General features: G+C 54.8%; 27 protein-coding genes. 15 read left to right on the top strand and 12 right to left on the bottom strand.

Going from position 1 to position 26,255, the window contains the following annotated elements:
* Nucleotides 1-54 precede the first annotated feature (54 nt).
* The 10 genes from ACH518_RS11065 to smc all read right to left on the bottom strand — a co-directional run bounded on the left by ACH518_RS11065 (nt 55) and on the right by smc (nt 11,197).
* On the bottom strand, nt 55-795 hold the full coding sequence (locus ACH518_RS11065) for a PP2C family protein-serine/threonine phosphatase (RefSeq protein ID WP_445372934.1): 741 nt from the start codon (nt 793-795) through the stop codon (nt 55-57).
* A gap of 4 nt (nt 796-799) precedes the next feature.
* Nucleotides 800-1,543 carry a pyridoxine 5'-phosphate synthase gene (gene pdxJ, locus ACH518_RS11060; RefSeq protein ID WP_140912383.1) on the bottom strand — a complete coding sequence of 248 codons (744 nt, stop codon included), beginning with the start codon at nt 1,541-1,543 and terminating at the stop codon, nt 800-802.
* Between the two features lie 42 nt (nt 1,544-1,585).
* The gene (recO, locus tag ACH518_RS11055; protein WP_445372933.1) at nt 1,586-2,287 is read right to left on the bottom strand and encodes a DNA repair protein RecO; all 702 of its coding nucleotides are present in this window, start codon (nt 2,285-2,287) and stop codon (nt 1,586-1,588) included.
* Nucleotides 2,287-3,177, bottom strand: coding sequence for a GTPase Era (gene era / locus ACH518_RS11050; RefSeq protein WP_445372932.1), 891 nt, complete (start codon nt 3,175-3,177; stop codon nt 2,287-2,289). Before era ends, recO begins: the two co-directional genes overlap by 1 nt.
* Entirely contained in the window at nt 3,174-3,857 is a 684-nt protein-coding gene (gene rnc, locus ACH518_RS11045; protein ID WP_140912386.1) for a ribonuclease III, read from the bottom strand. The genes era and rnc overlap by 4 nt, the downstream gene beginning before the upstream one ends.
* Complete coding sequence (locus tag ACH518_RS11040; RefSeq protein ID WP_140912387.1) at nt 3,854-4,231, bottom strand: DUF4845 domain-containing protein; 378 nt, start codon at nt 4,229-4,231, stop codon at nt 3,854-3,856. Before ACH518_RS11040 ends, rnc begins: the two co-directional genes overlap by 4 nt.
* Before the next feature lie 78 nt (nt 4,232-4,309).
* Nucleotides 4,310-5,086 (bottom strand): signal peptidase I, encoded by a 777-nt coding sequence (gene lepB, locus ACH518_RS11035; protein ID WP_278212564.1) that lies wholly within the window; start codon nt 5,084-5,086, stop codon nt 4,310-4,312.
* 12 nt (nt 5,087-5,098) lie between these two features.
* The gene (lepA, locus tag ACH518_RS11030) at nt 5,099-6,898 is read right to left on the bottom strand and encodes a translation elongation factor 4 (RefSeq protein ID WP_278212566.1); all 1,800 of its coding nucleotides are present in this window, start codon (nt 6,896-6,898) and stop codon (nt 5,099-5,101) included.
* 67 nt (nt 6,899-6,965) lie between these two features.
* Nucleotides 6,966-7,697, bottom strand: a complete 732-nt coding sequence (locus ACH518_RS11025) for a cell division protein ZipA C-terminal FtsZ-binding domain-containing protein (RefSeq protein WP_445372931.1) — start codon at nt 7,695-7,697, stop codon at nt 6,966-6,968.
* Nucleotides 7,697-11,197 (bottom strand): chromosome segregation protein SMC, encoded by a 3,501-nt coding sequence (smc, locus tag ACH518_RS11020; RefSeq protein ID WP_445372930.1) that lies wholly within the window; start codon nt 11,195-11,197, stop codon nt 7,697-7,699. The genes ACH518_RS11025 and smc overlap by 1 nt, the downstream gene beginning before the upstream one ends.
* 218 nt (nt 11,198-11,415) lie before the next feature.
* Between smc and ACH518_RS11015 the strand changes: the two genes are divergently transcribed.
* Nucleotides 11,416-12,600 carry a GGDEF domain-containing protein gene (locus ACH518_RS11015; protein WP_445372929.1) on the top strand — a complete coding sequence of 395 codons (1,185 nt, stop codon included), beginning with the start codon at nt 11,416-11,418 and terminating at the stop codon, nt 12,598-12,600.
* A 95-nt stretch (nt 12,601-12,695) separates the two neighbouring features.
* Here ACH518_RS11015 and ACH518_RS11010 read toward each other — a convergent pair whose 3' ends face one another.
* The gene (locus tag ACH518_RS11010; protein WP_445372928.1) at nt 12,696-13,052 is read right to left on the bottom strand and encodes a hypothetical protein; all 357 of its coding nucleotides are present in this window, start codon (nt 13,050-13,052) and stop codon (nt 12,696-12,698) included.
* 274 nt (nt 13,053-13,326) lie between these two features.
* Here ACH518_RS11010 and queF point away from each other — a divergent pair, with 274 nt between their 5' ends.
* The 14 genes from queF (at nt 13,327) to ACH518_RS10940 (ending at nt 25,415) form a co-directional block, all read left to right on the top strand.
* Nucleotides 13,327-13,716, top strand: a complete 390-nt coding sequence (queF, locus tag ACH518_RS11005) for a preQ(1) synthase (RefSeq protein ID WP_140912394.1) — start codon at nt 13,327-13,329, stop codon at nt 13,714-13,716.
* An 11-nt stretch (nt 13,717-13,727) separates the two neighbouring features.
* Entirely contained in the window at nt 13,728-14,012 is a 285-nt protein-coding gene (locus tag ACH518_RS11000) for an EscU/YscU/HrcU family type III secretion system export apparatus switch protein (RefSeq protein WP_140912395.1), read from the top strand.
* Nucleotides 14,009-14,869 carry an archaetidylserine decarboxylase gene (gene asd, locus ACH518_RS10995; RefSeq protein WP_445372927.1) on the top strand — a complete coding sequence of 287 codons (861 nt, stop codon included), beginning with the start codon at nt 14,009-14,011 and terminating at the stop codon, nt 14,867-14,869. The genes ACH518_RS11000 and asd overlap by 4 nt, the downstream gene beginning before the upstream one ends.
* Before the next feature lie 115 nt (nt 14,870-14,984).
* Nucleotides 14,985-15,329: a preprotein translocase subunit YajC gene (yajC, locus tag ACH518_RS10990; RefSeq protein WP_140912397.1), complete on the top strand. Its 345-nt coding sequence runs from the start codon at nt 14,985-14,987 to the stop codon at nt 15,327-15,329.
* 76 nt (nt 15,330-15,405) lie between these two features.
* Nucleotides 15,406-17,253, top strand: coding sequence for a protein translocase subunit SecD (secD, locus tag ACH518_RS10985; protein WP_445372926.1), 1,848 nt, complete (start codon nt 15,406-15,408; stop codon nt 17,251-17,253).
* Between the two features lie 135 nt (nt 17,254-17,388).
* On the top strand, nt 17,389-17,820 hold the full coding sequence (gene ndk, locus ACH518_RS10980) for a nucleoside-diphosphate kinase (protein ID WP_140912399.1): 432 nt from the start codon (nt 17,389-17,391) through the stop codon (nt 17,818-17,820).
* Nucleotides 17,795-18,907: a 23S rRNA (adenine(2503)-C(2))-methyltransferase RlmN gene (gene rlmN, locus ACH518_RS10975; RefSeq protein ID WP_140912400.1), complete on the top strand. Its 1,113-nt coding sequence runs from the start codon at nt 17,795-17,797 to the stop codon at nt 18,905-18,907. Before ndk ends, rlmN begins: the two co-directional genes overlap by 26 nt.
* Entirely contained in the window at nt 18,897-19,655 is a 759-nt protein-coding gene (gene pilW / locus ACH518_RS10970; protein ID WP_445372925.1) for a type IV pilus biogenesis/stability protein PilW, read from the top strand. The genes rlmN and pilW overlap by 11 nt, the downstream gene beginning before the upstream one ends.
* 15 nt (nt 19,656-19,670) lie before the next feature.
* Nucleotides 19,671-20,966: a histidine--tRNA ligase gene (hisS, locus tag ACH518_RS10965; RefSeq protein ID WP_445372924.1), complete on the top strand. Its 1,296-nt coding sequence runs from the start codon at nt 19,671-19,673 to the stop codon at nt 20,964-20,966.
* Nucleotides 20,967-20,990: 24 nt separating this feature from the next.
* Nucleotides 20,991-21,644, top strand: coding sequence for a YfgM family protein (locus ACH518_RS10960; protein ID WP_445372923.1), 654 nt, complete (start codon nt 20,991-20,993; stop codon nt 21,642-21,644).
* A 28-nt stretch (nt 21,645-21,672) separates the two neighbouring features.
* On the top strand, nt 21,673-22,884 hold the full coding sequence (bamB, locus tag ACH518_RS10955) for an outer membrane protein assembly factor BamB (RefSeq protein WP_140912404.1): 1,212 nt from the start codon (nt 21,673-21,675) through the stop codon (nt 22,882-22,884).
* 4 nt (nt 22,885-22,888) lie between these two features.
* A complete protein-coding gene (der, locus tag ACH518_RS10950) occupies nt 22,889-24,280 on the top strand; it encodes a ribosome biogenesis GTPase Der (RefSeq protein ID WP_278212587.1) in 1,392 nt (463 codons plus the stop codon).
* 27 nt (nt 24,281-24,307) lie between these two features.
* Complete coding sequence (gene tpx, locus ACH518_RS10945) at nt 24,308-24,805, top strand: thiol peroxidase (RefSeq protein WP_445372922.1); 498 nt, start codon at nt 24,308-24,310, stop codon at nt 24,803-24,805.
* Nucleotides 24,806-25,106: 301 nt separating this feature from the next.
* A complete protein-coding gene (locus ACH518_RS10940; RefSeq protein ID WP_140912407.1) occupies nt 25,107-25,415 on the top strand; it encodes a hypothetical protein in 309 nt (102 codons plus the stop codon).
* 2 nt (nt 25,416-25,417) lie between these two features.
* Here the strand turns inward: ACH518_RS10940 and ACH518_RS10935 are convergent, their stop codons facing one another.
* Entirely contained in the window at nt 25,418-26,215 is a 798-nt protein-coding gene (locus tag ACH518_RS10935) for a thermonuclease family protein (RefSeq protein ID WP_445372921.1), read from the bottom strand.
* Nucleotides 26,216-26,255 lie beyond the last annotated feature (40 nt).

Genomic DNA, 26,255 nt, shown 5'->3' with positions numbered 1-26,255 from the left:
CTTTTTTATGCCCCGCAAAAAAGGCCTACGGCTAACAATTTCCAATCCGCCGTATTATCGTTTGCGCACCCATTGCACCGTTACATTGTCGCTTTTGCCCTGAGCCCGCAGCACGGCCATTTTCGCCATCTTCTGCAACTCGGGTTTAGCGCTGGCCGGTTGCGACAATTGCAACAATTCGGGCTCTTTGACAAATTCCCAAAAGCCGTCGCTGCATAAAATGAAAGTCTCGCCACTTTTTACCGGCGGACAACTGACAATATCGACAACCGGAGGATATAAGGCGTTAATACTCCGCGTCAATTTATGCTGATCTGGATGCACACCCATTTCCCATTCGCTGATCTTACCTTCGTCGAACAATTGCTGCGGCAGCGAATGATCCTTGGTCCGCCACAACACCCGCTCGGCGTTGAGCCGGTAAATGCGCGAATCGCCGCAGTGTGCGGTGATGACCTGCTCAGCGTCCAGATACAATATCGCACAAGTCGTATGCGCATTTAGCGCGACCGGGTCGCCGGCAAACAGCTCGCGCATACCAACCACAGCCTCGGCAATCCAATCCTGCACCGCCGGCGCGCCGCGACTTTGAATAGGTGAGCGATATTTATCCACCAACGCAATCAAACAACGGCAAAAATATTGCGACGCTTTTTCCCCGCCATGGTGACCGCCCAAACCGTCAGCCACCACAAACAGCGCATATTCGTTACATACCCGATGCGCCATACAATCTTGATTGACCTCGCGGTTACCGATCGAGGTCAATTGGTAAAACTCGAGTTCTGCCAGCATAGCTCTAACCGTGCAAACGCGCCTCTCGCATCACCCGCTTCATATCCCTTACCGCTTGCTCCAACCCGCAAAACAAAGCCTGGGCGATCAAGGCGTGGCCGATATTCAATTCGACGATAGAATCGATCCGGCAAATCGCTTCGACGTTGTGCAGATTTAAACCATGTCCGGCATTGACCTGCAGGCCGGCGGCATGGGCGTATGCCGCTGCGTCGCGAATCCGCTGTAATTCCCTTTCACGCTCCTCGCAGGTTTCGGCATCGGCATAGCGGCCGGTATGTAATTCGACTACCGGAGCCCCGGCAGCCAGCGCCGCGTCGATTTGGCGAAAATCAGGATCGATGAACAACGAGACTTCGATGCCGGCCTCGGCCAACTGTAGGCAGGCTTGTTTCATTCTGTCGGCAGCGCCGGCCACGTCCAAGCCACCCTCGGTCGTCAATTCCTCGCGACGCTCTGGCACCAAACAGCAAGCCTGCGGCCGCAGTTCACAGGCGATCGCCAGCATCGGCTCGGTCACCGCCATTTCCAGATTCAAGCGGGTATGTAACATCTCCTGCAACAGCCGGATATCCCGGTCCTGAATATGCCGTCTATCCTCCCGCAAATGTGCGGTGATGCCGTCGGCACCGGCTTGCTCCGCCAACAACGCTGCCTGCACCGGTTCAGGGTAACGGGTGCCTCTGGCTTGCCGCAGTGTCGCGACATGATCGATGTTGACGCCCAGCAATATAGTTTGTTTTGTCATGTACTCTTAAATCCGAGGAAAAAATCCGCGAAAACCATTCGGTTATAAATGTTTGATTATTTTGGCCAGCACTGCGCGACTACTCAGCTGCCGCCCTTGCAAGTGGACATCCAACATTTTCCTGAGCAGGGCTTTGGCTTCGACCAACGCCTCAGCCGGCAATGCCGCCCTGCCGGCTAACATCGCCAGCGTGTCGCCGCCGGCCACGCCGCCGCCGGCCTGTTCCATGCCGTAATCGGCAACAAAATTGTAGCGCCGGCCGGCGACAATCGGTTCGCCGCTGACATCGTAAGCCAAATCGGCGGCATAGCCGGCCTCTCGCAACAAATCCAGCTCGAAATAGCGCAAAGTTTGCTCGATATTCCGAGCATCGGACAATTCGCGCAGACATCGCCGGTAAAGCGCGAAAACTCCCGGTTGGGGATCGGCTTTCTGCACGAAGATACCGACCAATTCGTTGACATAAAATCCGCAGTACAAAGCCAAGCTCTGCAACGGATAACTGTCGACATATTCGGCATCGGCCAGGACTTTCAGTTCGTTTTTGCCGACATAAGACAGCTTCAATGCCGAAAACGGCAGCAGCAGGCCGGCCGTCTTAGACTTCGGTTTTCTGACCCCTTTGGCCAATATCGGGACCAAGCCGAAATCGCGGGTGAATACGTCTAACAACAGGCTGGTTTCCCGATACGGCCGATGTTGCAACACGAACGCCGGCTGCAAATGAACCGCACCACCATCCATCACTCACCGAAGTCGGTAAAACCCAAACTCTGCAAGGCCCGCTCGTTATCCGACCAGCCTTTTTTCACCTTGACCCATAACTGCAGATAGACTTTTTGGCCGATCAATTTTTCGATATCGACTCGAGCCTCGCTACCGACCTTTTTCAGCATCTCGCCCTGTTTACCGATGACGATGCTTTTCTGGCTGTCGCGCTCAACTAAAATCGCCGCGTAAATTTTGCATAATTCCGGGTATTCTTCGTAGCGCTCGATTTCGACAGTCAATGCGTAAGGCAGCTCGTCACCCAGACGCCGGGTCAATTTCTCGCGAATGATTTCCGCGGCAAAAAACCGCTCCGGCCGGTCGGTGATTTGGTCCTCCGGGTAAATCGGCTCGGCCTCGGGCAATAAGGCCATGATTTGCTGCTCCAGAACATCCAGATTGGTGTTCCGTAAGGCCGACACCGGCAGAATGTGTTGGAACGGATACTTGGTCTGGGCCTCGGCGAAAAACTGCAATACGGCATCCTTGTCCTTGAGCTTATCGACTTTGTTGACCACCAGAATCACCGGCAAACCAGCCCGCTCCAACTTCTTGAAAATTTTCTCGTCGTATTCGTGCCAATACAAGCCGTCCAATAACCAGACCACGACGTCGACGCCCAGCAGGGTGCTGTCGGCGGTTTTGTTCAGGTAACGGTTCAAGACTTTTTTTTCGTCCTGATGCATGCCCGGCGTATCCATGAAAATCGCCTGACCGGCCTCGGTGGTTTTGATGCCGAGAATCCGATGCCGGGTGGTTTGCGGCTTGCGGGATGTGATGCTGAGCTTTTGCCCCAGCAAGTGGTTCATCAACGTCGACTTGCCGACGTTGGGCCTACCGATCAGAGCGACATATCCGCAGTTCATTTAGCCTTGGTTTGCAAAAGGTTCAACATATTTTCCGCCGCGGCCTGCTCGGCCTTTTTGCGGGAGATTCCGACACCGTTGCAGGTCTCGGAAGTGACCACGACGCTACATTTGACTTCGAAAGTCTGGGCATGGTCGGCGCCGGACATGCCGATCAATTCGTAAACCGGCAAGGGCTTGCGGCCGGCCTGCATCAACTCTTGCAGCCGGGTTTTCGGATCCTTGTTCCAATCGTCGACTTTCAAATCTGCGAACTTATCGGCAAACAGGCGCAGTATCCATTGCCGGCAAGTGTCGATGCCCTGGTCTCGAAGCAACGCGCCCATGATGGCTTCCAGCGCATCCGACAAAATCGAATCGCGGCGAAATCCGCCGCTCTTCAACTCGCCGGACCCCAGGATCAGATAGTCGCCGAGATTATGCTGTCTGGCCAATTCGGCCAGCGAACTTTGATTGACCAGACTAGCCCGCAAACGGCTCAGCACGCCTTCGCCGGCGTCGGGAAACAACTCGTACAATTGCTCGGCAATGACGAAGCCGAGTACCGAATCACCCAGATATTCCAACCGTTCGTTATTGCGGGCACCGACGCTACGGTGGGTCAGCGCCATGCTGAACAACTGCGGATCGTTGAAGGTCAATCCGAGTTTTGCCGAGAGAAGTTCGGGTTTCTTAATCACTTGTTGCCGGCTTCGAATCCTTCGTGGAATTCGACCAGTACACTCAGATTACCCATGATGTGCTCCACCCGCTCGTAGTCGATTTCGACCCGGACGTAACCCGGTTGCGCCACGATCGTCACGTCTTCGGGCTTGACATGTTCGACATAGTTCATATCGAACCGTTTATCCAGACTGGTCTTGATCTCGGATTTAGACTTGGTGACGATATCGGTCGTGTTTTCGATCGCCTTGATCGCATTGACCACACGGCTGTGATTGATATAAATCGGCGCAATCTTCAGTATCAACAGCGTAAAGAAACCGATCAATGCCAAAATGAAGGCTATCGACAAAAAGGTCAGGCCTTGCTGTTTTCGGGGTAAAGAGCGCATCGCGTCCTCCTAAAAGCTTAAACAACGGGCGCATATCTGGCATCAATGCACACCGCTAAACCGTCCGGTAAGCCCGGATTACTGCAGTACTGTCCCCAGACGGCCGAAATCGATGCCGTTATTTTGCCAATCCCAATTCATCCAGATAAAGAACGCTTTACCGACCAGATTGGCTTCGGGTACATAGCCCCAGTAACGGCTGTCGTTACTATTGTCGCGGTTGTCGCCCATCATGAAGTACTGTCCGGGCGGTACCACAAAGACGTCTTCAACCGTGGAAGCTCCAGGCGCCACCAGGATGGAATGTTGCACGCCGGTCAAATCTTCTTCCAAGCGCTCGGCACCGGTCATATTGGCGCCTTGACCGACACCCTGGTAGCGTCCTAACGAAACTTGTTTAATCGGAGTACCGTTTACGTAAAGTTTCTTGTCGAAATAGGCGATTCTATCGCCGGGCAAACCGATCACCCGTTTGATGTAATCGACTTCCGGTTGCTTCGGGTAACGGAATACGACGATGTCGCCGCGTTTCGGCTCACCCATTTCAACGACTTTGGTATTCAATACCGGCAAGCGGATACCGTAACTGAATTTGTTGACCAGGATGAAATCGCCGACCAGCAGCGTCGGCATCATCGACCCGGACGGAATCCGGAACGGCTCGACCAAAAACGAACGCAGCAATAGCACGATCAAGACCACCGGAAAAAACGAACGGGCGTATTCGACCAACACCGGTTCCTTTTCGGTTGGATACGGCAAACCGGCGCGCTTCAAATACAGGCTGTAGCCACCCCAGACGATACCGGTGACAAACGTGGCGGCGACCAAAAAAAATGAAAAATCGTAATCCATAAACTATTGCCGTTACTCTTTATTGACTTGCAACACCGCCAGAAACGCCTCCTGCGGAATCTCGATACTACCGACCTGCTTCATCCGTTTCTTACCGGCTTTCTGCTTTTCCAGCAGTTTTTTCTTCCGCGTGATATCGCCGCCGTAACATTTGGCCGTCACGTTCTTACGCATGGCCTTGACCGTGGAGCGGGCGATGATTTTGGAACCGATCGCGGCTTGGATCGCGACTTCGTACATTTGGCGCGGAATCAAATCCTTCATTTTTTCGACCAAATCGCGGCCGCGATTTTGCGCCTGGTCGCGGTGGACGATAATCGACAACGCGTCGACTTTGTCGCTGTTGATCAAAACGTCCAGTTTCACCAACGGCGCCGGCTCGAAGCGGAGAAATTCGTAATCGAACGAAGCGTAACCGCGGCTGACCGACTTCAAGCGATCGAAGAAATCCAATACCACTTCGCTCATCGGCAACTCGTAATTCAACGAAACCTGACCGCCGACATACTGCATGTTCTTTTGGTTGCCGCGCTTTTCGACGCATAGATTGATCACGCTGCCCAAGTAGGTCTGCGGTACCAAAATGTTAGCCAAAATGATGGGCTCGCGAACCTCTTCGATGGTGCCGGGATCCGGCAACTTCGCCGGGTTATCGACCATCATCACTTCGCCGTTGTGGGTCTCGACTTCATAGACCACGGTCGGCGCGGTCGTAATCAGGTCAATGTTGTATTCGCGCTCCAGCCTTTCCTGCACGATTTCCATGTGCAACATGCCGAGAAAGCCGCAACGAAAGCCGAATCCCAGCGCCTGCGACGTTTCGGCTTCGTAATTCAATGCCGAATCGTTCAGCCGTAATTTGTCCAAAGCCTCGCGCATGGCGCCGAAATCGTCGGAACTGACCGGATACAGGCCGGCAAATACCCGCGGCTGCACCTTTTCGAAACCGGGCAAGACTTCGCCGGCCGGATTGTCGGTCGCGGTAATGGTATCGCCGACCGGGGCACCGAAAATGTCCTTGATACCGGCGACGATAAAACCCACCTCACCCGTTGCCAGCTCTGGCTTTTCCAACTGCTTGGGCGTGAACACGCCCAGTTTGTCGACGGGATAAGACTTGCCGGTCGACATCACGGTGATCTTTTGTTTACGCCTCAACGAACCGTTGACAATGCGTACCAACGACACCACACCAAGGTAGTTGTCGAACCAGGAATCGATGATTAAGGCCTGCAGCGGCCCGGCTTCGTTACCGCTTGGCGGCGGAATTTTTTGGATCAGTTGTTCCAGCACCGACTCTACATTCAGGCCGGTCTTGGCGCTGATCTGACAGGCGTCGTCGGCCGGAATGCCGATGACGTCTTCGATCTCGGCCATCACCCGCTCCGGCTCGGCCGAGGGCAGATCGATCTTGTTCAATACCGGCACCACTTCGAGTCCCTGCTCAATCGCGGTGTAGCAGTTGGCGACACTCTGCGCCTCTACACCTTGAGCGGCATCGACGACCAGCAAGGCACCTTCGCAGGCAGCCAAGGAACGCGACACTTCGTAGGAAAAATCGACATGGCCCGGAGTATCGATGAAATTCAGTTGGTAGGTTTCGCCGTCGCCGGCCTTGTAATCCAGCGTAACGCTCTGCGCTTTGATGGTAATGCCGCGTTCCCGCTCCAGATCCATAGAATCCAGTACTTGAGCCTCCATCTCCCGGTCGCTGAGTCCGCCGCAAATTTGAATGAACCGGTCCGCCAATGTCGATTTCCCGTGGTCGATATGGGCGATGATGGAGAAATTTCTGATATGTTTTTGATCCACTTAGCTTCTTGATAATACGTTGGGTTGCAATAACTTACGGCGGCTGCCCTGCCGCCGGATGGCGGGTTCAGGCAGTAGCCAATATTTCCCGGAATTGGGCAACGGTTTCGGCGGTCAGCGGTTGCCGTTGATTATCCCAAACCACGCCGTCGAGGGCGTCGGCCAGGGTATCGATGGTTTCCATGAAATCGTCGAATACGGCCAACGGATTGTCGACTTCGCGCGGCTGCATAAAAAAGACAATGCCGGGACAATAGAAATCGTCCAACCCGGTGTCGGGAAAGGTACCGGGATCGACCATGCTGGCCACCGCAAAATCCACCATCCGATTCGCGTCCACTCGCTCGAACACTCTGACGCTACCGTAACGCAAACCGACCCGTTCGAAGGCGTCGAACAAGTCTTCGCCGTTGAACCCCTGATCGGCGCGAGCGACGATGCTGAATTCGATCAGAATCGGCAAATGGGTGCGGCTGGCAGCGGGCGCGGGAACAGCAACCGCTTTTTCCGGTTCCCGCCGCGCGGCAACCGCGGCTTTCGGCGACGGCTTGATAGCTTTGTCATCTAACAACGCATCTCCATCAACCAAGTCGTCTCCCAAAGCAAACACGCCGAGGCCGTCTTCCTCGTCCTCAACGGCAAATTCGTCCACAGTTCTGTCGTCGTAAGAGTCTTCGTCGTAGTAATCGTCGGCGGCGCGTTTATAACGCAACGATTTGACGAAATGCCACAACACCATGCCGATCATCACCAGCACGCCGATCAAAATAATCACGACTCTTAATAATTCTTTATCCATCAGTTTTCCGCCATGCTTACCGCTTCATCAATATCCACCGCCACCATTCGGGATACCCCGGGCTCCCTCATGGTAACACCTGCCAGATGTTTTGCAATTTCCATTGTGACTTTGTTGTGTGAAATGTACAAAAATTGGACGGTTGCCGACATGTCTTCCACCATCTTCGAAAACCGCACGACATTGGCATCGTCGAGCGGCGCGTCGACTTCATCCAGCAAGCAGAACGGCGCCGGATTCAGCTCGAAAATGGAGAAAACCAAAGCCACCGCGGTCAGCGCTTTTTCGCCGCCGGACAACAAATGGATGGAACTGTTCCGCTTTCCGGGCGGCCGGGCAATAATGTTGACGCCGGCTTCCAGCAAATCGTCTTCGGTCAATTCCAGATAGGCCTGACCGCCGCCGAACAAGCGCGGAAATTTTTCTTTGAGACCGTTGTTGATCTTGTCGAAGGTTTCCTTGAAACGCTGCCGGCTCTCGCGGTCGATCTTGCTGATCGCCTGGTCCAAGGTATTCAGTGCGTCGACCAGATCGTCATGCTGCTCGTTCAGGAACTTCATCCGCTCCGACTGGGTTTTGTATTCCTCGATCGCCGTCAAGTTGATCGAACCCAAACGTTCGATCTGTTCGGCCAGATCGTCGACCTCGCGCTTCCATTGACTCTCGCTGGCGCTCTCGCGCAAGTTGGCCAGTATCACCTCCGGATCGGCATCCACTTCAGCCAATTGTTCAGCCACGGTTTGCTGCCTGACCTTACTGTCCTGCTGCTCGAAACGAATTTGATCCAGCGCTTCCTTTTGCTTCTCCAACGCACGCTGGGTTTGCGAATATTGTTCGGCCAACTGGCTGACGGATTGTTCGCTAGCCTGTTGCACTTGGCGTTCGGCGCGCAGGCCATCCTCGAATTGTTGTTTTTTTTCCAACAACTCTTCCAACTGCATACGCTCCTCGTCCAACGGCGCCAGCGCATAGTGCAATTTGTTTTCCAACTCGACGATCCGGTCGGCCGCTTGCTGATGCTGCACTTGCAGGCGCTCGATCTGTTTGGCAGTCAGGATTTCCGAGGATTTCAAGGATTCGATCTGGGCATGCAAACGATGCAAATGCCGGCGAGCTTCATCGACCGAAGCGTCGGTGTTCTGCTGCCGAGCCTGCAATTCCTGACTGAGTCGCTCCAACTCGGTCTTACGGTCGCCCAAATCGCCCAAAGCTTGTTCAGCGTCCTGTTTGGCCAATTCCGCTTCCGAGATGCTCTCGACCACCTCGGCTAAATGCTGGCCGATCTCCTCGACTTCATGGTCCAACTGTTCCAGACGACGCTTTTGTTGTTCGAAACGCGCGGCCTGGGCGCTGTATTCGGCGCTTTTTGCCGAAAACTCGGCACTCAACAATTTTTCTTTCTGCTGATATTGCTCGCGATGGCCTTCCGCGGCCTTCAAGTCGTGTTCGCAATGTTCCAATTGCTGTTCTTGTTCGGCAATCGCCATTTGCAATTCGGCTTGCCGCAATTTCAACTCGCGCAATTCTTTTTCCCGGTGCAACACGCCGGCCTTGCTATCGCTGCCGCGGCTGACCTTGATCCAGTCGCGGCCCAGCCAGGTGCCGTCCGGCAGCACCACCGACTCGTGCGCCTGTAGCGGCAGTTGCCGCGCCTGCCGCATCGAGTCCGCGCAATAGATTCCGCTCAAAAAACTGTCCAGACGCCAACGGCTGCGGACCTTGCCGGCCAAGGTGTCAGCCACCACCGATGCGGGCGCGGCAGCCGGGTGAGTTTCGAACACGATCAGCGACTGCTTGTTCAGCTCTTGCAGCTCGGCCAAAATCGCGTCGGCGCTGTCGATACAGATTGCTTCCAGATAACTGCCTAACACGGTTTCGGCCGCCGTTTCCCAGCCTTCGTCGGCTTCGACGAATTCCGCCAGCCGCGGTTGCTGTTCCAAGCCCATTTGCTCCAGCCAGACGCCGAGTTCTTTCTTATCCTTACCCATCGCATGTTGCTGCAACAATTCCAGCGAACTGATCTTGCCATTGACCTTTTGCAATTCGGCGCGGTCGGCGTGCAACTGTTCCTGAATCTGCTTGATTTCCGGCCGCAACTCGCCGATACGTTGCAGGACAGCATCCAAATCCTGCTGCAGCTGCTGGCGCTCAGTCTCGATCAGCTCGATGCTGCTGTCCAGCGTTTCCAATTCCAGCTGCAACCGGGTATCGGTCAAACCGTGGCGTTCGCTGTGCAATTTATCGAGCCTTGCCTGCAATTGCCGACTCTGGTTTTCCAACTGAACCAGCTTGGTCCGCTGCACTTCGACTTGCTCCCGGTAACCGGCGTTTTCGGCCAGAAAAGCCTCCCACTGCTGTTGCCATTGCTGTTTTTGCAGATGTGCGTCCTGTTGGATACCCAGCAAATCCTCTTCACGTTCCTTGGCAACTAGCATGGTTTCTTCGGCTTCCAATAGTGTCTGCCGGATCTCCTCGAGTTGTTGCCTATCCTGCTCGCATTCGACCTGCGCTTGCTCCGCTTGCTGCTTCAAGCGCTCGATCTCGACCAAGGTTTCTTCGTGGCTTTTCTGATTGTGTTTGATGGTTTGCTCGAGACGGCTGACTTCGGCCACCAGCGTGGTGTATTCAGCTTGGGTCGAGTCCAGATGCTGCTGCTGAGCTTTTTGTTCGCTCCGCTTCAGCTCCATCGCCTTCTCGGTATCGCGCAACAACACAAACAAACGATTGTGTTCTTCAGCCACGCTTTGCAACTTGGCTTCGAGTTGTTGCGCGGAACGCTGAAAACTGCGCCAGCGCATCGCCAGCAATTCCTGTTTGAACTGGCGTTCCTGTTTTTTCAATTCGGTGTATTTCTCGGCCTTTTCCGCTTGCCGAGCCAGGTTTTTGATCTGCTTTTCCACCTCGTCGCGAAGATCGTTCAAACGCTCCAGATTTTCCCGGGTGTGACGCATGCGGGTTTCGGTTTCCGAACGGCGTTCCTTATATTTGGAGACACCGGCAGCCTCTTCGATGTGCACGCGCAAATCTTCCGGCTTGGCTTCCACCATCCGCGAGATCGTGCCCTGCTCGATGATCGCGTAACTGCGCGAGCCCAGACCGGTGCCCAAAAACAAATCGGTGATGTCTTTGCGCCGGCATTTGGAGCCGTTGAGCATGAACAACGACTGGCCGTCGCGGCTGACTTGGCGCTTGATCGAAATCGTCGCATATTTGGCATATTCGCCGCCGGCCTTGCCTTCGCTATTGTCGAATACCAGTTCCACCGCAGCCACGCTGACCGGCTTGCGGCCGGACGAACCGTTGAAAATGACGTCGGCCATATTGCCGCCGCGCAAGTGCTTGGCCGAACTCTCGCCCATGACCCAGCGCACCGCGTCGATGATATTAGACTTGCCGCAACCGTTAGGCCCGACGATCGCGGTCAGATTGCCGTTGATCGGAATCGTGGTGGGATCGACGAAGGATTTGAATCCAGAAAGTTTGATTTTCTCCAGTTTCATGACTGGTTGGCGCGTGCAAGACCGGCTACAAAACCCCGCATTATCCCCGAAATGGGGCGACGATTGGAATGGATTTTACCGCCCGAAGTGTTGCATCAGCATTGCAATCGAATCGCGCTATGGGTTTTATCGCTTCACGTGCGAAAATTTTAGCAGTCCTCCGGCCGCCCAGTTTCACGGCCGAAGCATTGTTAACCGGCCACTAACGGATTGCTTTGATGAACCTCGACCTGCGCACGATGATGGTGATGATTGCCGTGCTCAGCTTTTTACTCTCCATCCTGCTATTGGTCGCCAGTCTGCATGCTCGCGGCATAAGGGGCTTGAGGCACTGGTCAATGGCCAGCCTGTTCATCAGTTTCGGCGCCGGCCTTGCTTATCCGGCACTGACTCCGCAACCGGGCTGGAACATCGTTGCCGGCGCATCGTTTCTGGTCATCGGCTCGGCCTTGCAATTTCTCGGAATTCAAGCCTTCAAAAACCGGTCCTGCCGATGCGGTTTGCTATTCGCGGCAGTAGCATCGGTGATCGGCGTCAGCGCTTGGTTTACCTTGTTCGAACCCAATACCCAATTACGCGCCAGCGCCAATTCCCTGATTTTCGCCGGGATCAATTTCGCCTGTGCTCGCTCGTTGCTGATTCCGCTCGCTTCCTATCAGAGAACCGCGCATTGGTTGACGGGTGCCTCTTTCGCGGCGCTGGGTTTGGTTTATGTCGCCAGGGCGGTGTCGATATTTTCCTCCCCGGCAGCAGATTACGGCCTGTTCAATCCAATGCCGCTTAATCCGGTCATGTTTTTTGCCGGCAGCGTCATCCAGTTGTTTCTCAGCTTCGGCTTTGTCCTAATGGTGAACTACCGGATGGCGGCCGAACTGGAAAACCTGGCCGCGATTGACGCCCTGACCGGCGCCTGGAACCGGCGCAGCCTGGATCTGGAATGCCAACGCCTGCTAGCGCGAAGCGCGCGGCGCAAAGAAGCCTTGGCCGTTTTGATGCTGGATGTCGACTATTTTAAAAACATTAACGATGCTCACGGCCACCAAGCCGGCGATCAAGTCTTGAGACAATTGATAGAAAACGCCAAGCGCCAGATTCGTGGCGAGGATTATCTGGCGCGCTACGGCGGCGAGGAGTTCTGCCTGATCCTGCCCTGCACCAACGAAAAGGAAGCCCACTGTCTAGCGGAAAGACTGCGGCAAAGCCACGCCACCCAACCGACGCAGTGGCAAGGACAAACCATAACCAGCACCATCAGCATCGGGATTGCCGGTTCGGACAACATCGGCTTGAATTTTTCCGCGTTGTTGCAGGCTGCCGACACAGCCTTGTATCGCGCCAAGCAAGCCGGACGCAACAGGGTGGCCAATTTCTCGGATATTTCGTTGTTAGACTTGGGCGAGTAGCTCGGCCAATATCGGCCCGGACCGGCGATTGATGCCAGCGCGGCAAGGACGAAGCAACCGGCTTTTCGCTAGCCGGTTGCTTCCGGATACGAAGATCAATTCAACAATGTGCGCACGCGGTCGGCGGAGGTATTACCGTGGGCGGCTAAGACTTGCCCAGGTTCGCGGCTGATCCCCGAAATCAAGTCTCCTAGCGCTTGCTGGGCCTGATCTCGACTGGCGATTTGCGGACGTTCGCTCTCAGGAATCTGGGCAAATGAGGCCTGCGACCGTTTTAAAGACTCCTCCGACAGCACCAGCGTATCGCCGGATACCGCTTGATTTTTTTGCGGCGGCACGTTCGGTTCGCTTGTTTTGCGCCGCTCGGCGAGTTCATCGGCTACCGTTCTGCGCGAAGCCGCCACCTGGTTCAATGCAACGTTTTGCTGGGAATGACTGGGATTAATTTCCATAATCGCCTCCACGTAACTGAATAAATATCGACCAAAACAGAGCTTCTGGCTGCCAGACTTTAGATTCTAACTCAAGCCCAGGACTTTGCTGACTATTTTGTTTCGGAGTTTTCAAGAAACAGTAGCGATTGCCACGGCATACATAAAACGGTGTTCAGCGCCCCTGAGTTAAGTACTGACGAAAAGGTTATTAGTCCGCCTTCTTAACTGGTAAAATTTCGCCTTTGCGGCAGATTGTGCGCGGCAAATTTTCATTACCCGAGTAAAAGACACGATGACCACCCGACCCAGCTCAGATTTGACCACTTTCGAAAACCCGCGTCCGGCCCGAGATTTCACGATCCGGATCGACATTCCGGAATTCACCTGCCTGTGCCCGATGACCGGCCAGCCGGATTTCGCCAAACTGACGATAGAATACGTGCCGGATCGACTCTGTGTGGAGTTGAAATCCCTGAAACTTTACATGTGGACCTTTCGCGAACGCGGTGCGTTTCATGAGGCCGTCACCAACGAAATTCTCGACCACATCGTCGCAGCGATTTCGCCCAACTTCATGCGCCTGCGCGCCGAGTTCAACGTGCGCGGCGGCATTTACACCACGGTAGTCGCCGAACATCGCAACCCGAATTGGCAAGCGCCGGCGCCGGTAGCATTGCCTTAGCCTGAGGCCTCGTGAGCGGCAGAACCTTTTACAACGCCGACATTGCCGTCGCCCTCAAGTACGACGGCAAAAACGCGCCCAGAGTCACCGCCAAAGGCGAAGGCATTACCGCTCAGCAAATCTTGGCCATCGCCGAAAAGCACGGCGTCCCGTTGCAAAACCAACCGGAATTGGCGCGGATATTGGCGCAGATTCCGCTGGGCGAAGAAATCCCCCAACAACTTTACGTCGCCGTTGCCGAAGTCATTGCTTTCGCTTACTTTCTCAGCGGCAAATTACCCGATCCCGAACCATGAGCTTAAAACAGATTTGCACCGTCCTGCCTCAATACGCCCTCCCCCATCACTTGCTTTCAGGCTGGATGGCCAAATTGACCCACTGCCGCAACAAAACCTGGAAAAATCTGTTCATTCAAGCCATCAGCCGGGCATACGGCGTCAACCTGGAAGAGGCCAAATATCCCAATCTTGACCACTACGCCAACTTCAACGAATTTTTCACCCGCGAATTGAAAGACGGCATCCGGCCGATCGCGGCCGCGGCAGATGCAATCGCCTGCCCGGCCGACGGCGTAATTAGCCAAGTCGGCACAATTCAGGATGGCCGTATTTTCCAGGCCAAAGGTCACGAATATTCTGCCTTGGAATTGCTCGGCGGCGACGCGGAGCGCGCAGCCGCTTTCGAACACGGCAGCTTCGCGACGATTTATTTGTCGCCCAAGGACTACCATCGACTGCACATGCCTTTGAGCGGAACGCTAACGGAAATGGTACACATACCGGGCCGCCTGTTCAGCGTCAACAACGCCACGGTGGAGACCGTACCCAATTTGTTCGCCCGCAACGAGCGCGTAGCCTGCTTGTTCGAAACCGAGGCCGGACCGATGGCGTTGGTACTGGTCGGAGCAATTTTCGTATCCAGCGTCGAGACGGTCTGGCATGGCGTGGTCACCCCGCCGTCGATCAGCGCGCCGCGGACTTGGCAATATCCGGACAAGCCGCCGATGATCGACAAAGGCGCCGAAATGGGCCGCTTCAATATGGGATCGACCATCATCGTCTTATTCGGCAAAGACGTTACCGCTTGGAACGGCGAGTTACAGGCCGGCCGCGCCGTTAAGCTCGGTGAAGCTATCGGCCGCGTTTTGAAATAAGCCGCAAGGTTCGCAATTGCCTGCCGGCATGGGTTTAGCCCGCCTAATGTGGCATAATGGCCGCTTGTCCGCCGAGCCGGACCATTAAAACAACGACAACAACACGAGGATAAATATGAGTTTTTTGATTTCCGACGCAATGGCTCAGACTGCACCTGCCATGCAACAACCGGGTTTCGAGGGCATGCTGTTTCCGCTGGGCATTTTGATATTTTTCTATTTTCTGTTCATACGCCCCCAAGCCAAACGCAATAAAGAGCAGAAACAAATGCTGGCGGCACTGACCAAAGGCGCCGAGGTGGTCACCAGCGGCGGTATTCTTGGCAAAGTTGCGGAATTGGACGATAACTTCGTCAAACTGGAAGTCTCCGACAATAGTTTCATCCAAGTGCAACGCCACGCCATTGCCAGCATGATGCCCAAAGGCACTTACAAAACCTTGAACAACAAAAAATCCTAAACCCGACCGCCGCAACCCGTTTACTTCCCGCTCTTACCCGCAACAGTCCGGCTGTTACTGCTTTAACGGAATAACCATGCAAAATCATTTCCCTGTCTGGAAAAACACTCTGGTGCTGATCATCTTGCTGATCGGTACGATTTACGCGTTACCCAATATCTACGGTAACGACCCGGCAGTGCAACTGGCGTCCTCCACTTCGGCACCGTTGCAGCAGAACCAGGCCGACGATGTTGCCGCAACGATTAAAAACGCGGGTTTCACGCTGAAAGCGTTCGAATTCGAGAACGGCAAAATCCTGGCCCGGTTTAACAACACCGACGAGCAAATGAAAGCCGCCGATCTGTTGCGCGAGCAATTGGCGGACAAAGCCACCGTGGCGTTGAATCTGGCCCCCGCTACGCCGGACTGGCTGCGCGCACTGGGTGCGAATCCGATGCATCTGGGCCTGGACTTGCGCGGCGGCGTGCATTTCCTGTTGGAAGTGGACATGGACAGCGCCTTGAAGCAGGCGGAAGAACGTTACACCAACGACATCCGTACCGCGTTCCGCGACGCCAAAGTTCGTTACCAGTCGGTGACTAAAGAAGATCAAGGCATCAAAGTCATGCTTCCGAACGAAGAATCGCGGGTTGCAGCGGCTGCAGTGTTGAACAAGGATTTCCGCAATCTGGCATTGGTGGAAAGCGGGCCGAACGAATTCACTCTCTCCATTCCGGAACGCGACCTGCGCGAGATCAAAAAATCCGCCCTGGGCCAAAACATCACCACGCTGCGTAACCGGGTTAACGAATTGGGCGTAGCCGAACCGATCATTCAGCAACAGGGCGACAGCCGTATCGTCGTTCAATTGCCGGGCGTACAAGACACCACCCGCGCCAAAGAGTTGCTGGGCACTACGGCGACCCTGGAATACCGTTTAGTCGACGTCGAACACGACGTGCAATCGGCTTTGAGCGGACACGAACCGGCCGGCAGCCGCCTATATAAAGATAAAAACGGCAATCCGGTGTTGTTGAAACGAGCCGTCATCGTCACCGGCGACCAGATCACCGACGCTTCGTCGGGTCTGGATCAGGACGGCCAGGCCGCAGTGTTCATTACCTTGGACGGCGCCGGCGCCAAGAAAATGGGCAAGATGACCCAGGAAAATATCGGCAAGCCGATGGCCGTGGTGTTTATCGAGTACAAATCCGAAACCCGAGTGGTTAACGGCGAAAAAGTCCAGCACAAGGAAAAAGTCGAGAAAGTCATCAGCGTTGCCACCATCCGCGACAGCTTCAGCAAGCGTTTCCAGACCACCGGCCTCGACAGCCCGGAAGAAGCCCGCACGCTGGCACTGTTGCTTAGAGCCGGCGCACTGGCGGCTCCGGTCGAAATCGTCGAAGAACGCACGGTCGGTCCGAGTCTGGGTCAGGAAAACATCGACCAGGGCATGATGTCGATCACCGCCGGCTTCCTCCTGGTGGTATTTTTCATGATCGGTTACTACCGCGCATTCGGTTTGATCGCCAATTTCGCATTGCTTTTCAACGTGGTGTTGCTGATCGCGATCATGTCGGTGCTGCAAGCGACGCTGACCTTGCCCGGCATGGCCGGCATCGTGTTGACAGTCGGTATGGCGGTCGACGCCAACGTCTTGATCAACGAACGGATTCGGGAAGAACTGCGTAACGGTTTGAGCCTGCAAGCCAGTATCTTTACCGGTTACGAAAAAGCTTTCGCCACAATTCTCGACTCCAACGTTACCCATTTTATTGTTGCGGTGCTGCTGTTCGGTTTCGGCACCGGTCCGGTGAAAGGTTTTGCGCTGGTGCTGATGATAGGCATCGCCACTTCGGTATTCACCGCCGTGACCGGCACCCGCATGTTGGTCAACTGGTTTTATGGCGGCGACCGCCGCGACGGCAGAGTATCCATCTAAGCGATCCACAGATATAGAGCTCGGACTGCCGAGAGCAGTCCTGGCCGCATTATTCGGCAGGGCGTTATTCAACCCCTGCCGGACGCGATATAATACGAAAATATTTTCTTAACATTAGCCTACGGGAGTTAAACAATGGCAATCGAACGTACTTTCTCAATCATCAAGCCTGATGCGGTCGCTAAAAACGTGATTGGGGAAATTGTCAGCCGTTTCGAAAAAAACGGTCTGCGCATCGTTGCATCCAAAATGCTGCAACTGAGCCAAGAACAAGCCGAAGGCTTCTACGCCGAACATAAGGAACGCGGTTTCTTCAAAGACCTGGTCAGCTTTATGACCTCCGGCCCGGTAATCGTGCAAGTGCTGGAAGGCGAAAACGCCGTGTTGAAAAACCGCGAGCTGATGGGTGCCACCAACCCGAAAGAAGCCGCGCCAGGCACCATCCGCGCCGACTTCGCGGTCAGCATCGACGAAAACGCAGTACATGGCTCCGATGCGCCGGAATCAGCAGCAAGAGAAATCGCTTACTTCTTCTCCGCCAATGAACTCTGCGACCGTATCCGCTAAACCGGATCCGATCAATTTGCTCGATTTCGACAGAAAGGGCCTGCAGGCCTTTTTTGTCGGACTCGGCGAAAAGCCGTTTCGCGCCACCCAGGTGTTGAAATGGATTTATCAGGAAGGCATCTCCAATTTCGATGAAATGACCAACCTGAGCAAGCCCTTGCGCGCTTACCTCAGCGAGCACTGCCAAATCAAAGCGCCGCAGATCGTCGCCGAACAATTGGCTAGCGACGGCACCTGCAAATGGGCGATGCAAATGCAGTGCGGCAACCGGGTCGAAACCGTGTACATTCCGGAAGAACGCCGAGCCACGTTGTGCATCTCGTCGCAAGTCGGTTGCGCACTGGCGTGCACCTTCTGCTCCACCGCCAAACAAGGTTTCAATCGCAATCTGTCGACCGCCGAAATCATCGGTCAGCTTTATTTGGCACAACAACGCCTCGGGCCGGAACGCCGTATCACCAACGTGGTGATGATGGGCATGGGCGAGCCACTATTGAATTTCGACAACGTCGTGGCAGCGATGAATCTGATGATGGACGATTTCTGCTACGGACTGTCCAAACGCCGGGTAACGATCAGCACCTCCGGTATCGTGCCGGCAATGCAACGTTTGAATGCGGTATGCGACGTCAGCATGGCGGTTTCCCTGCACGCGCCGAATGACGCATTGCGCGACCAGTTGGTGCCGATCAACGTCAAATACCCGCTGAAAGAACTGATGGAAGCCTGCCGAGCCTACGCCAAGACCGGGCCGCGCAAACACATCACGTTCGAATACGTCATGCTGGACGGCATCAACGACAGCGAAGCCGATGCGCATACACTGGTCAAATTGCTGAAAGACGTACCGTCCAAATTAAACCTGATTCCGTTCAATCCGTTTCCGCAATCCCATTATCGCTGCTCGGCACAAAGCACAATTTTGAAGTTTCGCGATATTCTGCACAACGCCGGCATCGTCACCACGATCCGCAAAACCCGGGGCGAGGATATCGATGCGGCCTGCGGCCAGCTGGTGGGACAAGTGCAAGACAAGAGCCGCCGCCATCTGAAACTGCAAGCCCAGGAAGCCGCGCATGTCAGTTAAGTCTCTGGCGGGTGCAGTCCTCTGGCTGATGGTAGCCGGCGGTTGCGGCCTGCTGCCGACCAGCCGCGAAACCATGAGCTCCGCCGACAAGGCCAAGCTGAATTTACAGATGGGTGCCCGTTATCTGGACATGGGCATGCTCGATGTAGCCAGAGAAAAGCTGGAAACCGCAGTCCGCCTCGACTCAAGCAATGCTGAAATCCATAACACGCTGGCAGTATTTTACGAACGCATCAAGGACTACGACGCAGCCGACGACAGTTACCGTAACGCAATGCGCAAGGATCCGGAAAGTTTCAGCATCAAAAGCAATTACGGACGCTTTTTGTGTGACCGGGGCAAATACGACCAGGGATTCGAGTTACTGAACAACTCTTTGGAATCGCCGATGAACAACCGGCCCTGGTTTGCATTGACCAATTTGGGTTTATGTCATGTCAAACAGAACGACTTTCGTCAAGCCGAAACCTGTTTCCGTCAAGCGTTACAAACCCAGCCGGACTATGCGCCGGCATTGTTGGAAATGCAGCGTATCAGCTACCAGAACCAGCAGTTCATGTCGGCTAGAGCCTTCATGGAACGCTATTTGGGCGTCGCCAAGCACACACCGGAAAGCCTCTGGCTAGCATTCCAAACCGAACGCGCGCTCGGCAACGGCAAGCTGGCCGAAGAATACCGCGAGCAACTACTCGGCTCGTTCCCCGCTTCCAAAGAAGCACAACAAGTTAAAACCGCGATCAGCAAATAGTCCCGCAGTAAACCCATGGCAAAACAACAACAGGCCATTCAGGCCATCCGCGGCATGCACGACATTCTTCCCGAGCAATCGCCTTACTGGCAATGGCTCGAAGGCCAGGCTCGCCAGGTATTGGCCGGATACGGCTACCAGGAAATTCGTCTGCCCATCGTCGAAAAAACCGAATTATTCAAACGCTCGATCGGCGAAGTCACCGACATCGTCGAAAAGGAAATGTATACCTTCGAAGACCGTAACGGCGATTCGTTGACATTACGCCCGGAAGGCACCGCTGGCTGTCTGCGCGCCTGCCTCGAACACGGCCTGTTGCACAATCAAAGCCACCGCTTGTGGTATTACGGCCCGATGTTCCGCCACGAGCGCCCGCAAAAAGGCCGCTACCGCCAGTTTTACCAATTGGGTGTCGAGACTTACGGCATGCCGGGCCCGGATATCGATGCCGAAATGGTATTGTTGACCGACCGTTTGTGGAAACGCCTGGGTATTCGCGACATGGTGGAGTTGCAAATCAACTCGTTGGGCACCAGCGAGGAGCGATTGGCTTACCGCGGCACACTAGTCGAATATTTCAAACAACATTTAAGCCTGCTGGACGAAGACAGCCTGCGCCGGCTGGAGACCAACCCACTGCGCATCCTGGACAGCAAGAATCCGGAAATGCAGTCGATGCTGCAACAAGCGCCGGTATTACTGGAACATTTGGGTGCGGAAAGCCTGGCCCATTTCGACAGCCTGAAAGCAACGCTGGACGACTTGGGTATCGCCTACACCATCAATACCCGACTGGTGCGCGGCCTGGATTATTACGGCAAAACCGTTTTCGAATGGGTCACCGAACGGCTCGGCTCGCAAGGCACCATCTGCGCCGGCGGCCGCTACGACGGATTGATCGAGCAATTGGGCGGCAAAGCCAACCACGCGATCGGTTTTGCGATGGGTATGGAACGCATACTGGCCCTATTGGAGTTGCTGGAAACGGTTCCGGTGGAAGCCAGCGTCGACGTCTACATGATCCGGGTCGGCGGTGAGGCCGAAGCCGCCGGCATGCGCCTGGCGGAATCCATCCGCGATCAGTTGCCGCATTTGAAGTTACAAGTCAATTGCGGCGGCGGCAGCTTTAAAAGTCAATTCAAAAAAGCCGACAAATCCGGAGCGGAGTACGCCATCGTCATTGGCGACGACGAGGCCGCCCGCGGCGAAGTGGCGTTGAAACCCTTGCGCGCCGATCAGGAACAACGCACGCTCGACCATAACCAACTCCTGCAAGCTCTGCGGGACTGGCATCAACCCAAATCCCTGTAACCTGGAAAGATAAGAGAAAGCACCGTGGCAATTTACGATACTGAAGAAGAACAACTGGAGCAGTTGAAAAAATGGTGGGAGGCCAACCAAACATCACTCATCGCCGGCGTGGTCACGGCGCTGGTATTGGTCGCCGGCTGGAATATGTGGCAAAACCATCAGACCAGCCAGCGCAGTCAGGCGTCGCAAATGTACCAGCAGATGCTGGAAAGCGCCGCCAAGGACAATAGCGAATCAACTGAAAAACTGGCAGAACGCCTGCCGACCGAGTTTGCTTCCACTGCCTACGCCAATTACGCCCACCTGCAACTGGCCAAAGTCAAAGTGCAGAAAGGCGATCTCGAAGGCGCTAAAGCCGTTCTGAAACAGGCAATCCAGACCGCGGACAGCGAACCGCTGAAACACGTAGCCCGCCTGCGTTTGATCCAGCTGATGCTGGCCACCGGCCAATACGAGCAAGGACTGCAACTGATCGCCGAAGTCGACCCGGCCAAAGCCGAAGGCTTCTCGGCCAGCTACGACGAATTGCAGGGCGATCTGTACGTCGCATTGGACCGTATCGACGAAGCGCGTAGCGCTTACCAAAGTGCGATCAGAACCGGCCAAGCCACGCCGCTGACTCAATTCAAATTGGACGACGTCGCCGCGCCTGCGGTTGCGCCGACTGCCGCCAATTAACGCTGTTGAACACGGTTTCGTTTAGGCCATGCAAATAAGGAAAGCCAGATACCTGACCATCGCCACCCTGCTCGCCGGCCCGCTGGTATTGGGCGGATGCGCCGGCCTGGATGCCGGTCGGGATTTCATCTCCGGGATAACGGACTATGTAATGGGCGACGACGATAACGCCGATCCGCCGGCCGCACTGCAGGAATACACCCCGGAACTGCAACTGGAAACGGTCTGGAAGGAATCGGTGGGTACCGGCGCCGACGAAAAGTATCTGAAGTTGATCCCTGCTGTGGCCGACGGTACGGTTTACGCCGCCGATTATAAAGGCCATCTGCAGGCGCGAAACGCCGCCAGCGGCAATCTGGCCTGGGAAACCGATACCGAATACAGTTTCTCCGCAGGGCCCGGCTTGGGCGTGAATACTGTGGTGATGGGCACCAACACCGGCGAAGTCATCGGCTTCGACCGAGCCAGCGGCGAACAGCGCTGGAAAACCGACGTGCCCAGCGAAGTCCAAGCCACTCCGGTAGTCAGCCGCGGCACGGTGATTATCCGTACCACCGACGGTAAAATCATGGCTTTGCGCGAAAGCGACGGCGGATTGCTTTGGACTTCCGAACACAGCGTTCCCGCTTTGAGCATTCGCGGAGCCGGTACGCCGCTTATCATTGACGGCAACGTCATTGCCGGCGCTGCTAACGGCAAACTACAAGCCTTACAACTCACAGACGGCAAAGCGGTCTGGGAAGCCACCATTGCGATTCCCAGCGGCCGCTCCGAAGTCGAACGATTGGTCGATCTCGACGCCGATCCGGCCGCCAGCCGCGGTGCAATCTATGTCGCCAGTTTTACCGGCGGCGCTTCCTCGGTTTCCGAAATCGACGGCGACGTATTGTGGCGCAATGAAGCCGTATCGTCCTATACCGGACTCAGCCTGGATTACCGATACATTTATGTCAGCGATACCCAAGGCGACGTTTGGCAGCTAGACCAACGCAGCGGCGCTTCGTTGTGGAAACAAAAGGATCTGCATAACCGTCACCTTACCGCACCGGCGGCTTACCAAAGTTATGTCGTGGTCGGCGATTTCGAAGGCTACGTCCATTGGCTGTCGGTGACAGACGGGCGCCAATTGGCGCGAACCCAAGTCAGCAAAGCGGCGATTGAGGCCAAACCGGTAGTCGTGGACGACACTGTTTACATATATGCCAAAGACGGCACCCTCGCTGCGTTAAAGGCCCGATAATTCGATGTTACCCGTTATTGCTCTAGTAGGCCGACCCAACGTCGGCAAATCCACCCTGTTCAATTACCTGACCCGTAGCCGCGAGGCGCTGGTGGCCGATTATCCGGGCTTGACCCGGGACCGCCAATACGGCCGGGTCAAACGCGGCGAGCGCGATTGCCTGGTAGTCGACACCGGCGGTATCACCGACGACCAGGAAGGTATCGACGCCTTCGCCAAGAAGCAGGTCGAAATTGCATTGCAGGAAGCCGACGTCGTGTTCTTCATGGTCGACGCCCGCGACGGCATCAATGCCTCCGACGAAGCTATCGCCGATATGCTGCGCAAGCTCGGCAAACCGGTGGTATTGGTCGTCAACAAAATCGACGGTATCGACAGCAATACGGTCACCCACGATTTTTACAGCCTGGCGCTCGGCGAACCGGTACCGATTGCCGCCAGCCACGGCCGCAACGTGCACGAATTGTTGGGCCGGATCGACGAGTTGTTGCCGCCCCAAGCTGACGAGATTCAGGAAGAAGATCCCGGCATCGCCATCGCCATCGTCGGCCGGCCCAACGTCGGCAAATCGACGCTGGTCAACCGTTTACTCGGCGAAGAACGCGTCGTGGTGTTCGACGAAGCCGGCACCACTCGCGATAGCATTTACATCCCATTCGAACGCGACGGCAAGAAATTCACGCTGATCGACACCGCCGGCATGCGCCGCCGCTCCCGAGTGGCGTTGACCGTGGAAAAGTTCAGCATCATTAAATCACTGCAAGCGATCGAAAAAGCCCATGTCGTGATCTATTTGATCGACGCCCGCGAAGGCGTTACCGACCAGGATGCGCATATTCTGGGGTTGGTATTGGAAGCTGGCCGCGCATTGATTATCGGACTGAATAAATGGGATGGCCTTAACGCCGAGCACCGCGAGTTCGTCAAAAAGCAAATCGAAATGAAGCTGTCGTTTCTGGACTTTGCCGAAAAGCATCCGATTTCGGCCTTGCACGGCAGCGGCGTCGGCAAATTGTTCGATGTCGTGCACAGCCTGTACGACTCGGCGATGGTCGATATGTCGACGCCGTTATTGACCCGAATCCTGACCGACGCGCTGGCGGCGCATCAACCGCCGCTGGTCGGCGGCCGTCGAATCAAATTGAAATACGCCCACCAAGGCGGGCGCAATCCACCGGTGGTAGTGATTCACGGCGTACAGACCGATGCCCTGCCCGGCGCCTACAAACGCTATTTGATGAACTATTTCCGCGACCAACTGCAATTGAAAGGAACGCCGGTGCGCTTGGTATTCAAATCGCCGGAAAATCCGTTTCAAGGCCGAAAAAACCCGCTCAGCGACCGGCAGATCAAAAAACGTAAGCGTTTGATCGACTTCAGCAAGCGAAAGAAATAAAAATAGTAACCGCTACAGGAGCCCAGAATGGCAACCATCACCTTCCAAGGCAAACCCATCAACACCGTAGGCGATTTACCCGCCGTCGGCAGTCCCGCCCCGGACTTTCTGCTTACCAACCGGAAAATGCAGGATGTCGGCTTGGCCGAATTTGCCGGCAAACGCAAGGTATTGAATATCGTACCGAGCCTGGACACGCCGACTTGCGCCGCCTCTACCCGCAAGTTCAACGAAAAAGCGGCTCATTTACCGAATACCGTGGTGCTGGCCGTATCGGCAGACCTGCCGTTCGCTCAAGTCCGATTCTGCGAAATTGAAGGCATCAAACATGTGGTGCCGCTGTCCACGTTTCGCTCCAGTTTCGCCCACGACTACGGCGTCGAGTTGTTGGATAGCATTTTGGCCGGACTAACGGCACGCGCAATTGTCATTATCGACGAACATAACACGGTCATTTACACCCAGCTGGTCAACGAAATTGCCGACGAACCCGATTACTCCGCGGCGCTGGCAACCCTAAATTAGAAGCTTTAAAAAGCGGCCCATGGGAAATTTCAAAGAACTATCGCAATTCATTAAAATTCGGTAGCCTAAGCCCAATATTGTTAACTTAAGGTTTAGAACGGAACTTTATCTTTCTCAGATTTATCTCAAGCCAAGATATCCGTGCGGCTTTGTTTCGGATATTTGAAGACACACTGTACCAATCGTTGCCATCAAACTAAGGACGAAATAACTCAACGGGCTTATCGATTACTGTTTTTCCCTATGGAGCGCACTGCCAAAAAAGTAGTTGCGGCTCGAGGAACCCAAGGTAGTGCTAGCAATGAATAGCGAATTCTCGGCTCGGCGTCGAACAGTACGCCGCCAACAGGAACGACGAACCAATCCGTACCCATTCAATTCGGAAGAATGGATTGCCTTCATTCAGCAACAATATTTACTGTGGCCCAAGTACGAACGCCGTATGGGCGAACGCCGGGTTGCCGAAAGACGCGAGACCGACCGCCGAGCAGGATTGCGAAAGGAATCTGAAGACGTCATTTTCCAGCGTACCCGCTGGTTTTCCGCGGAAACCATCCTGAACGACGATGAGAAACAAATGATCCAGGAATTGTTTGCGGAGGAGGAATAGTGCTATGGCGCGGCTCGAATGTCGGCAGGATGCCTGACAATCACGTAGAAGCGGTCTCTGGAACGCTTTACCCAGCCACGCACCTCGACGTTTTTTCCAATATAACTTTCCAAGGCTGTAAATAACGGCAAGGAACTTGGCTCGATGGAGACCGAGACCTTATCGCTGAATAACAAATAACTATGCTTTACCGTTTGTTTGAGCGAAATTATCTTGCCGGTTACCCGTTTCCATCCTTGGTAATTTGACTGATCCAACCGCTCAGCGGGAGTTGGGCTATAGGCCGCATCGGACCATAGACCAATATTGCCGCGTTCCGCATCCTCCTGCGCGGCCAGCAATTCGTTAACATATCTCAGGTTTGGCGGGTGAATATTGACAGTTGCTAATCCCTGCTTCACCAACTCGACGTTGATCAATTGTTTATTTTCGTTAAATACATAAGCCAGGGTACGTTGATATTTATCCTGTTTTTCCACATCGCCCTGCAGAAATACCTTTCGTTGCTCCAGCTTAAGCCGCAACCATTGTTTAGCCTGCTCACCTCCAGCTTCCGCGGATTTGATGCGGCCAGCGATTTCCGGCGTATTTATACCTAACAGCCTAACTTTGCGGCCGTCATCTAATAGAATAGTATCGCCATCAAACACCTTCTCAACCCGGTAGTAGCTTATCCCCGGATCAATATGCATTACTTGGGCATCTTCATGATGCCGATCCGAGAAATGGCTACGGCCGTGAACATCTGTCCAACGATAGACTTCGGCGCCAGCAATTACTGGCACCAGTAACGCGAGCACGGACCAACACCTAATTTTTATTGTTTTACGCATACTATGG

Source organism: Methylomonas sp. HW2-6 (assembly GCF_052474525.1).
Note: the sequence above shows the minus strand (reverse complement) of the source record. Positions and strands in the feature narration are given on the sequence as shown.

Coding starts and splice junctions, on each gene's coding strand:
- ACH518_RS11065 (WP_445372934.1), bottom strand. CDS start 795: ATGCTGGCAGAACTCGAGTTTTACCAATTGACCTCGATCGGTAACCGC.
- pdxJ (WP_140912383.1), bottom strand. CDS start 1,543: ATGACAAAACAAACTATATTGCTGGGCGTCAACATCGATCATGTCGCG.
- recO (WP_445372933.1), bottom strand. CDS start 2,287: ATGGATGGTGGTGCGGTTCATTTGCAGCCGGCGTTCGTGTTGCAACAT.
- era (WP_445372932.1), bottom strand. CDS start 3,177: ATGAACTGCGGATATGTCGCTCTGATCGGTAGGCCCAACGTCGGCAAG.
- ACH518_RS11040 (WP_140912387.1), bottom strand. CDS start 4,231: ATGCGCTCTTTACCCCGAAAACAGCAAGGCCTGACCTTTTTGTCGATA.
- lepB (WP_278212564.1), bottom strand. CDS start 5,086: ATGGATTACGATTTTTCATTTTTTTTGGTCGCCGCCACGTTTGTCACC.
- ACH518_RS11025 (WP_445372931.1), bottom strand. CDS start 7,697: ATGGATAAAGAATTATTAAGAGTCGTGATTATTTTGATCGGCGTGCTG.
- smc (WP_445372930.1), bottom strand. CDS start 11,197: ATGAAACTGGAGAAAATCAAACTTTCTGGATTCAAATCCTTCGTCGAT.
- ACH518_RS11015 (WP_445372929.1), top strand. CDS start 11,416: ATGAACCTCGACCTGCGCACGATGATGGTGATGATTGCCGTGCTCAGC.
- ACH518_RS11010 (WP_445372928.1), bottom strand. CDS start 13,052: ATGGAAATTAATCCCAGTCATTCCCAGCAAAACGTTGCATTGAACCAG.
- queF (WP_140912394.1), top strand. CDS start 13,327: ATGACCACCCGACCCAGCTCAGATTTGACCACTTTCGAAAACCCGCGT.
- asd (WP_445372927.1), top strand. CDS start 14,009: ATGAGCTTAAAACAGATTTGCACCGTCCTGCCTCAATACGCCCTCCCC.
- yajC (WP_140912397.1), top strand. CDS start 14,985: ATGAGTTTTTTGATTTCCGACGCAATGGCTCAGACTGCACCTGCCATG.
- secD (WP_445372926.1), top strand. CDS start 15,406: ATGCAAAATCATTTCCCTGTCTGGAAAAACACTCTGGTGCTGATCATC.
- ndk (WP_140912399.1), top strand. CDS start 17,389: ATGGCAATCGAACGTACTTTCTCAATCATCAAGCCTGATGCGGTCGCT.
- rlmN (WP_140912400.1), top strand. CDS start 17,795: ATGAACTCTGCGACCGTATCCGCTAAACCGGATCCGATCAATTTGCTC.
- pilW (WP_445372925.1), top strand. CDS start 18,897: ATGTCAGTTAAGTCTCTGGCGGGTGCAGTCCTCTGGCTGATGGTAGCC.
- hisS (WP_445372924.1), top strand. CDS start 19,671: ATGGCAAAACAACAACAGGCCATTCAGGCCATCCGCGGCATGCACGAC.
- bamB (WP_140912404.1), top strand. CDS start 21,673: ATGCAAATAAGGAAAGCCAGATACCTGACCATCGCCACCCTGCTCGCC.
- der (WP_278212587.1), top strand. CDS start 22,889: ATGTTACCCGTTATTGCTCTAGTAGGCCGACCCAACGTCGGCAAATCC.
- tpx (WP_445372922.1), top strand. CDS start 24,308: ATGGCAACCATCACCTTCCAAGGCAAACCCATCAACACCGTAGGCGAT.
- ACH518_RS10940 (WP_140912407.1), top strand. CDS start 25,107: ATGAATAGCGAATTCTCGGCTCGGCGTCGAACAGTACGCCGCCAACAG.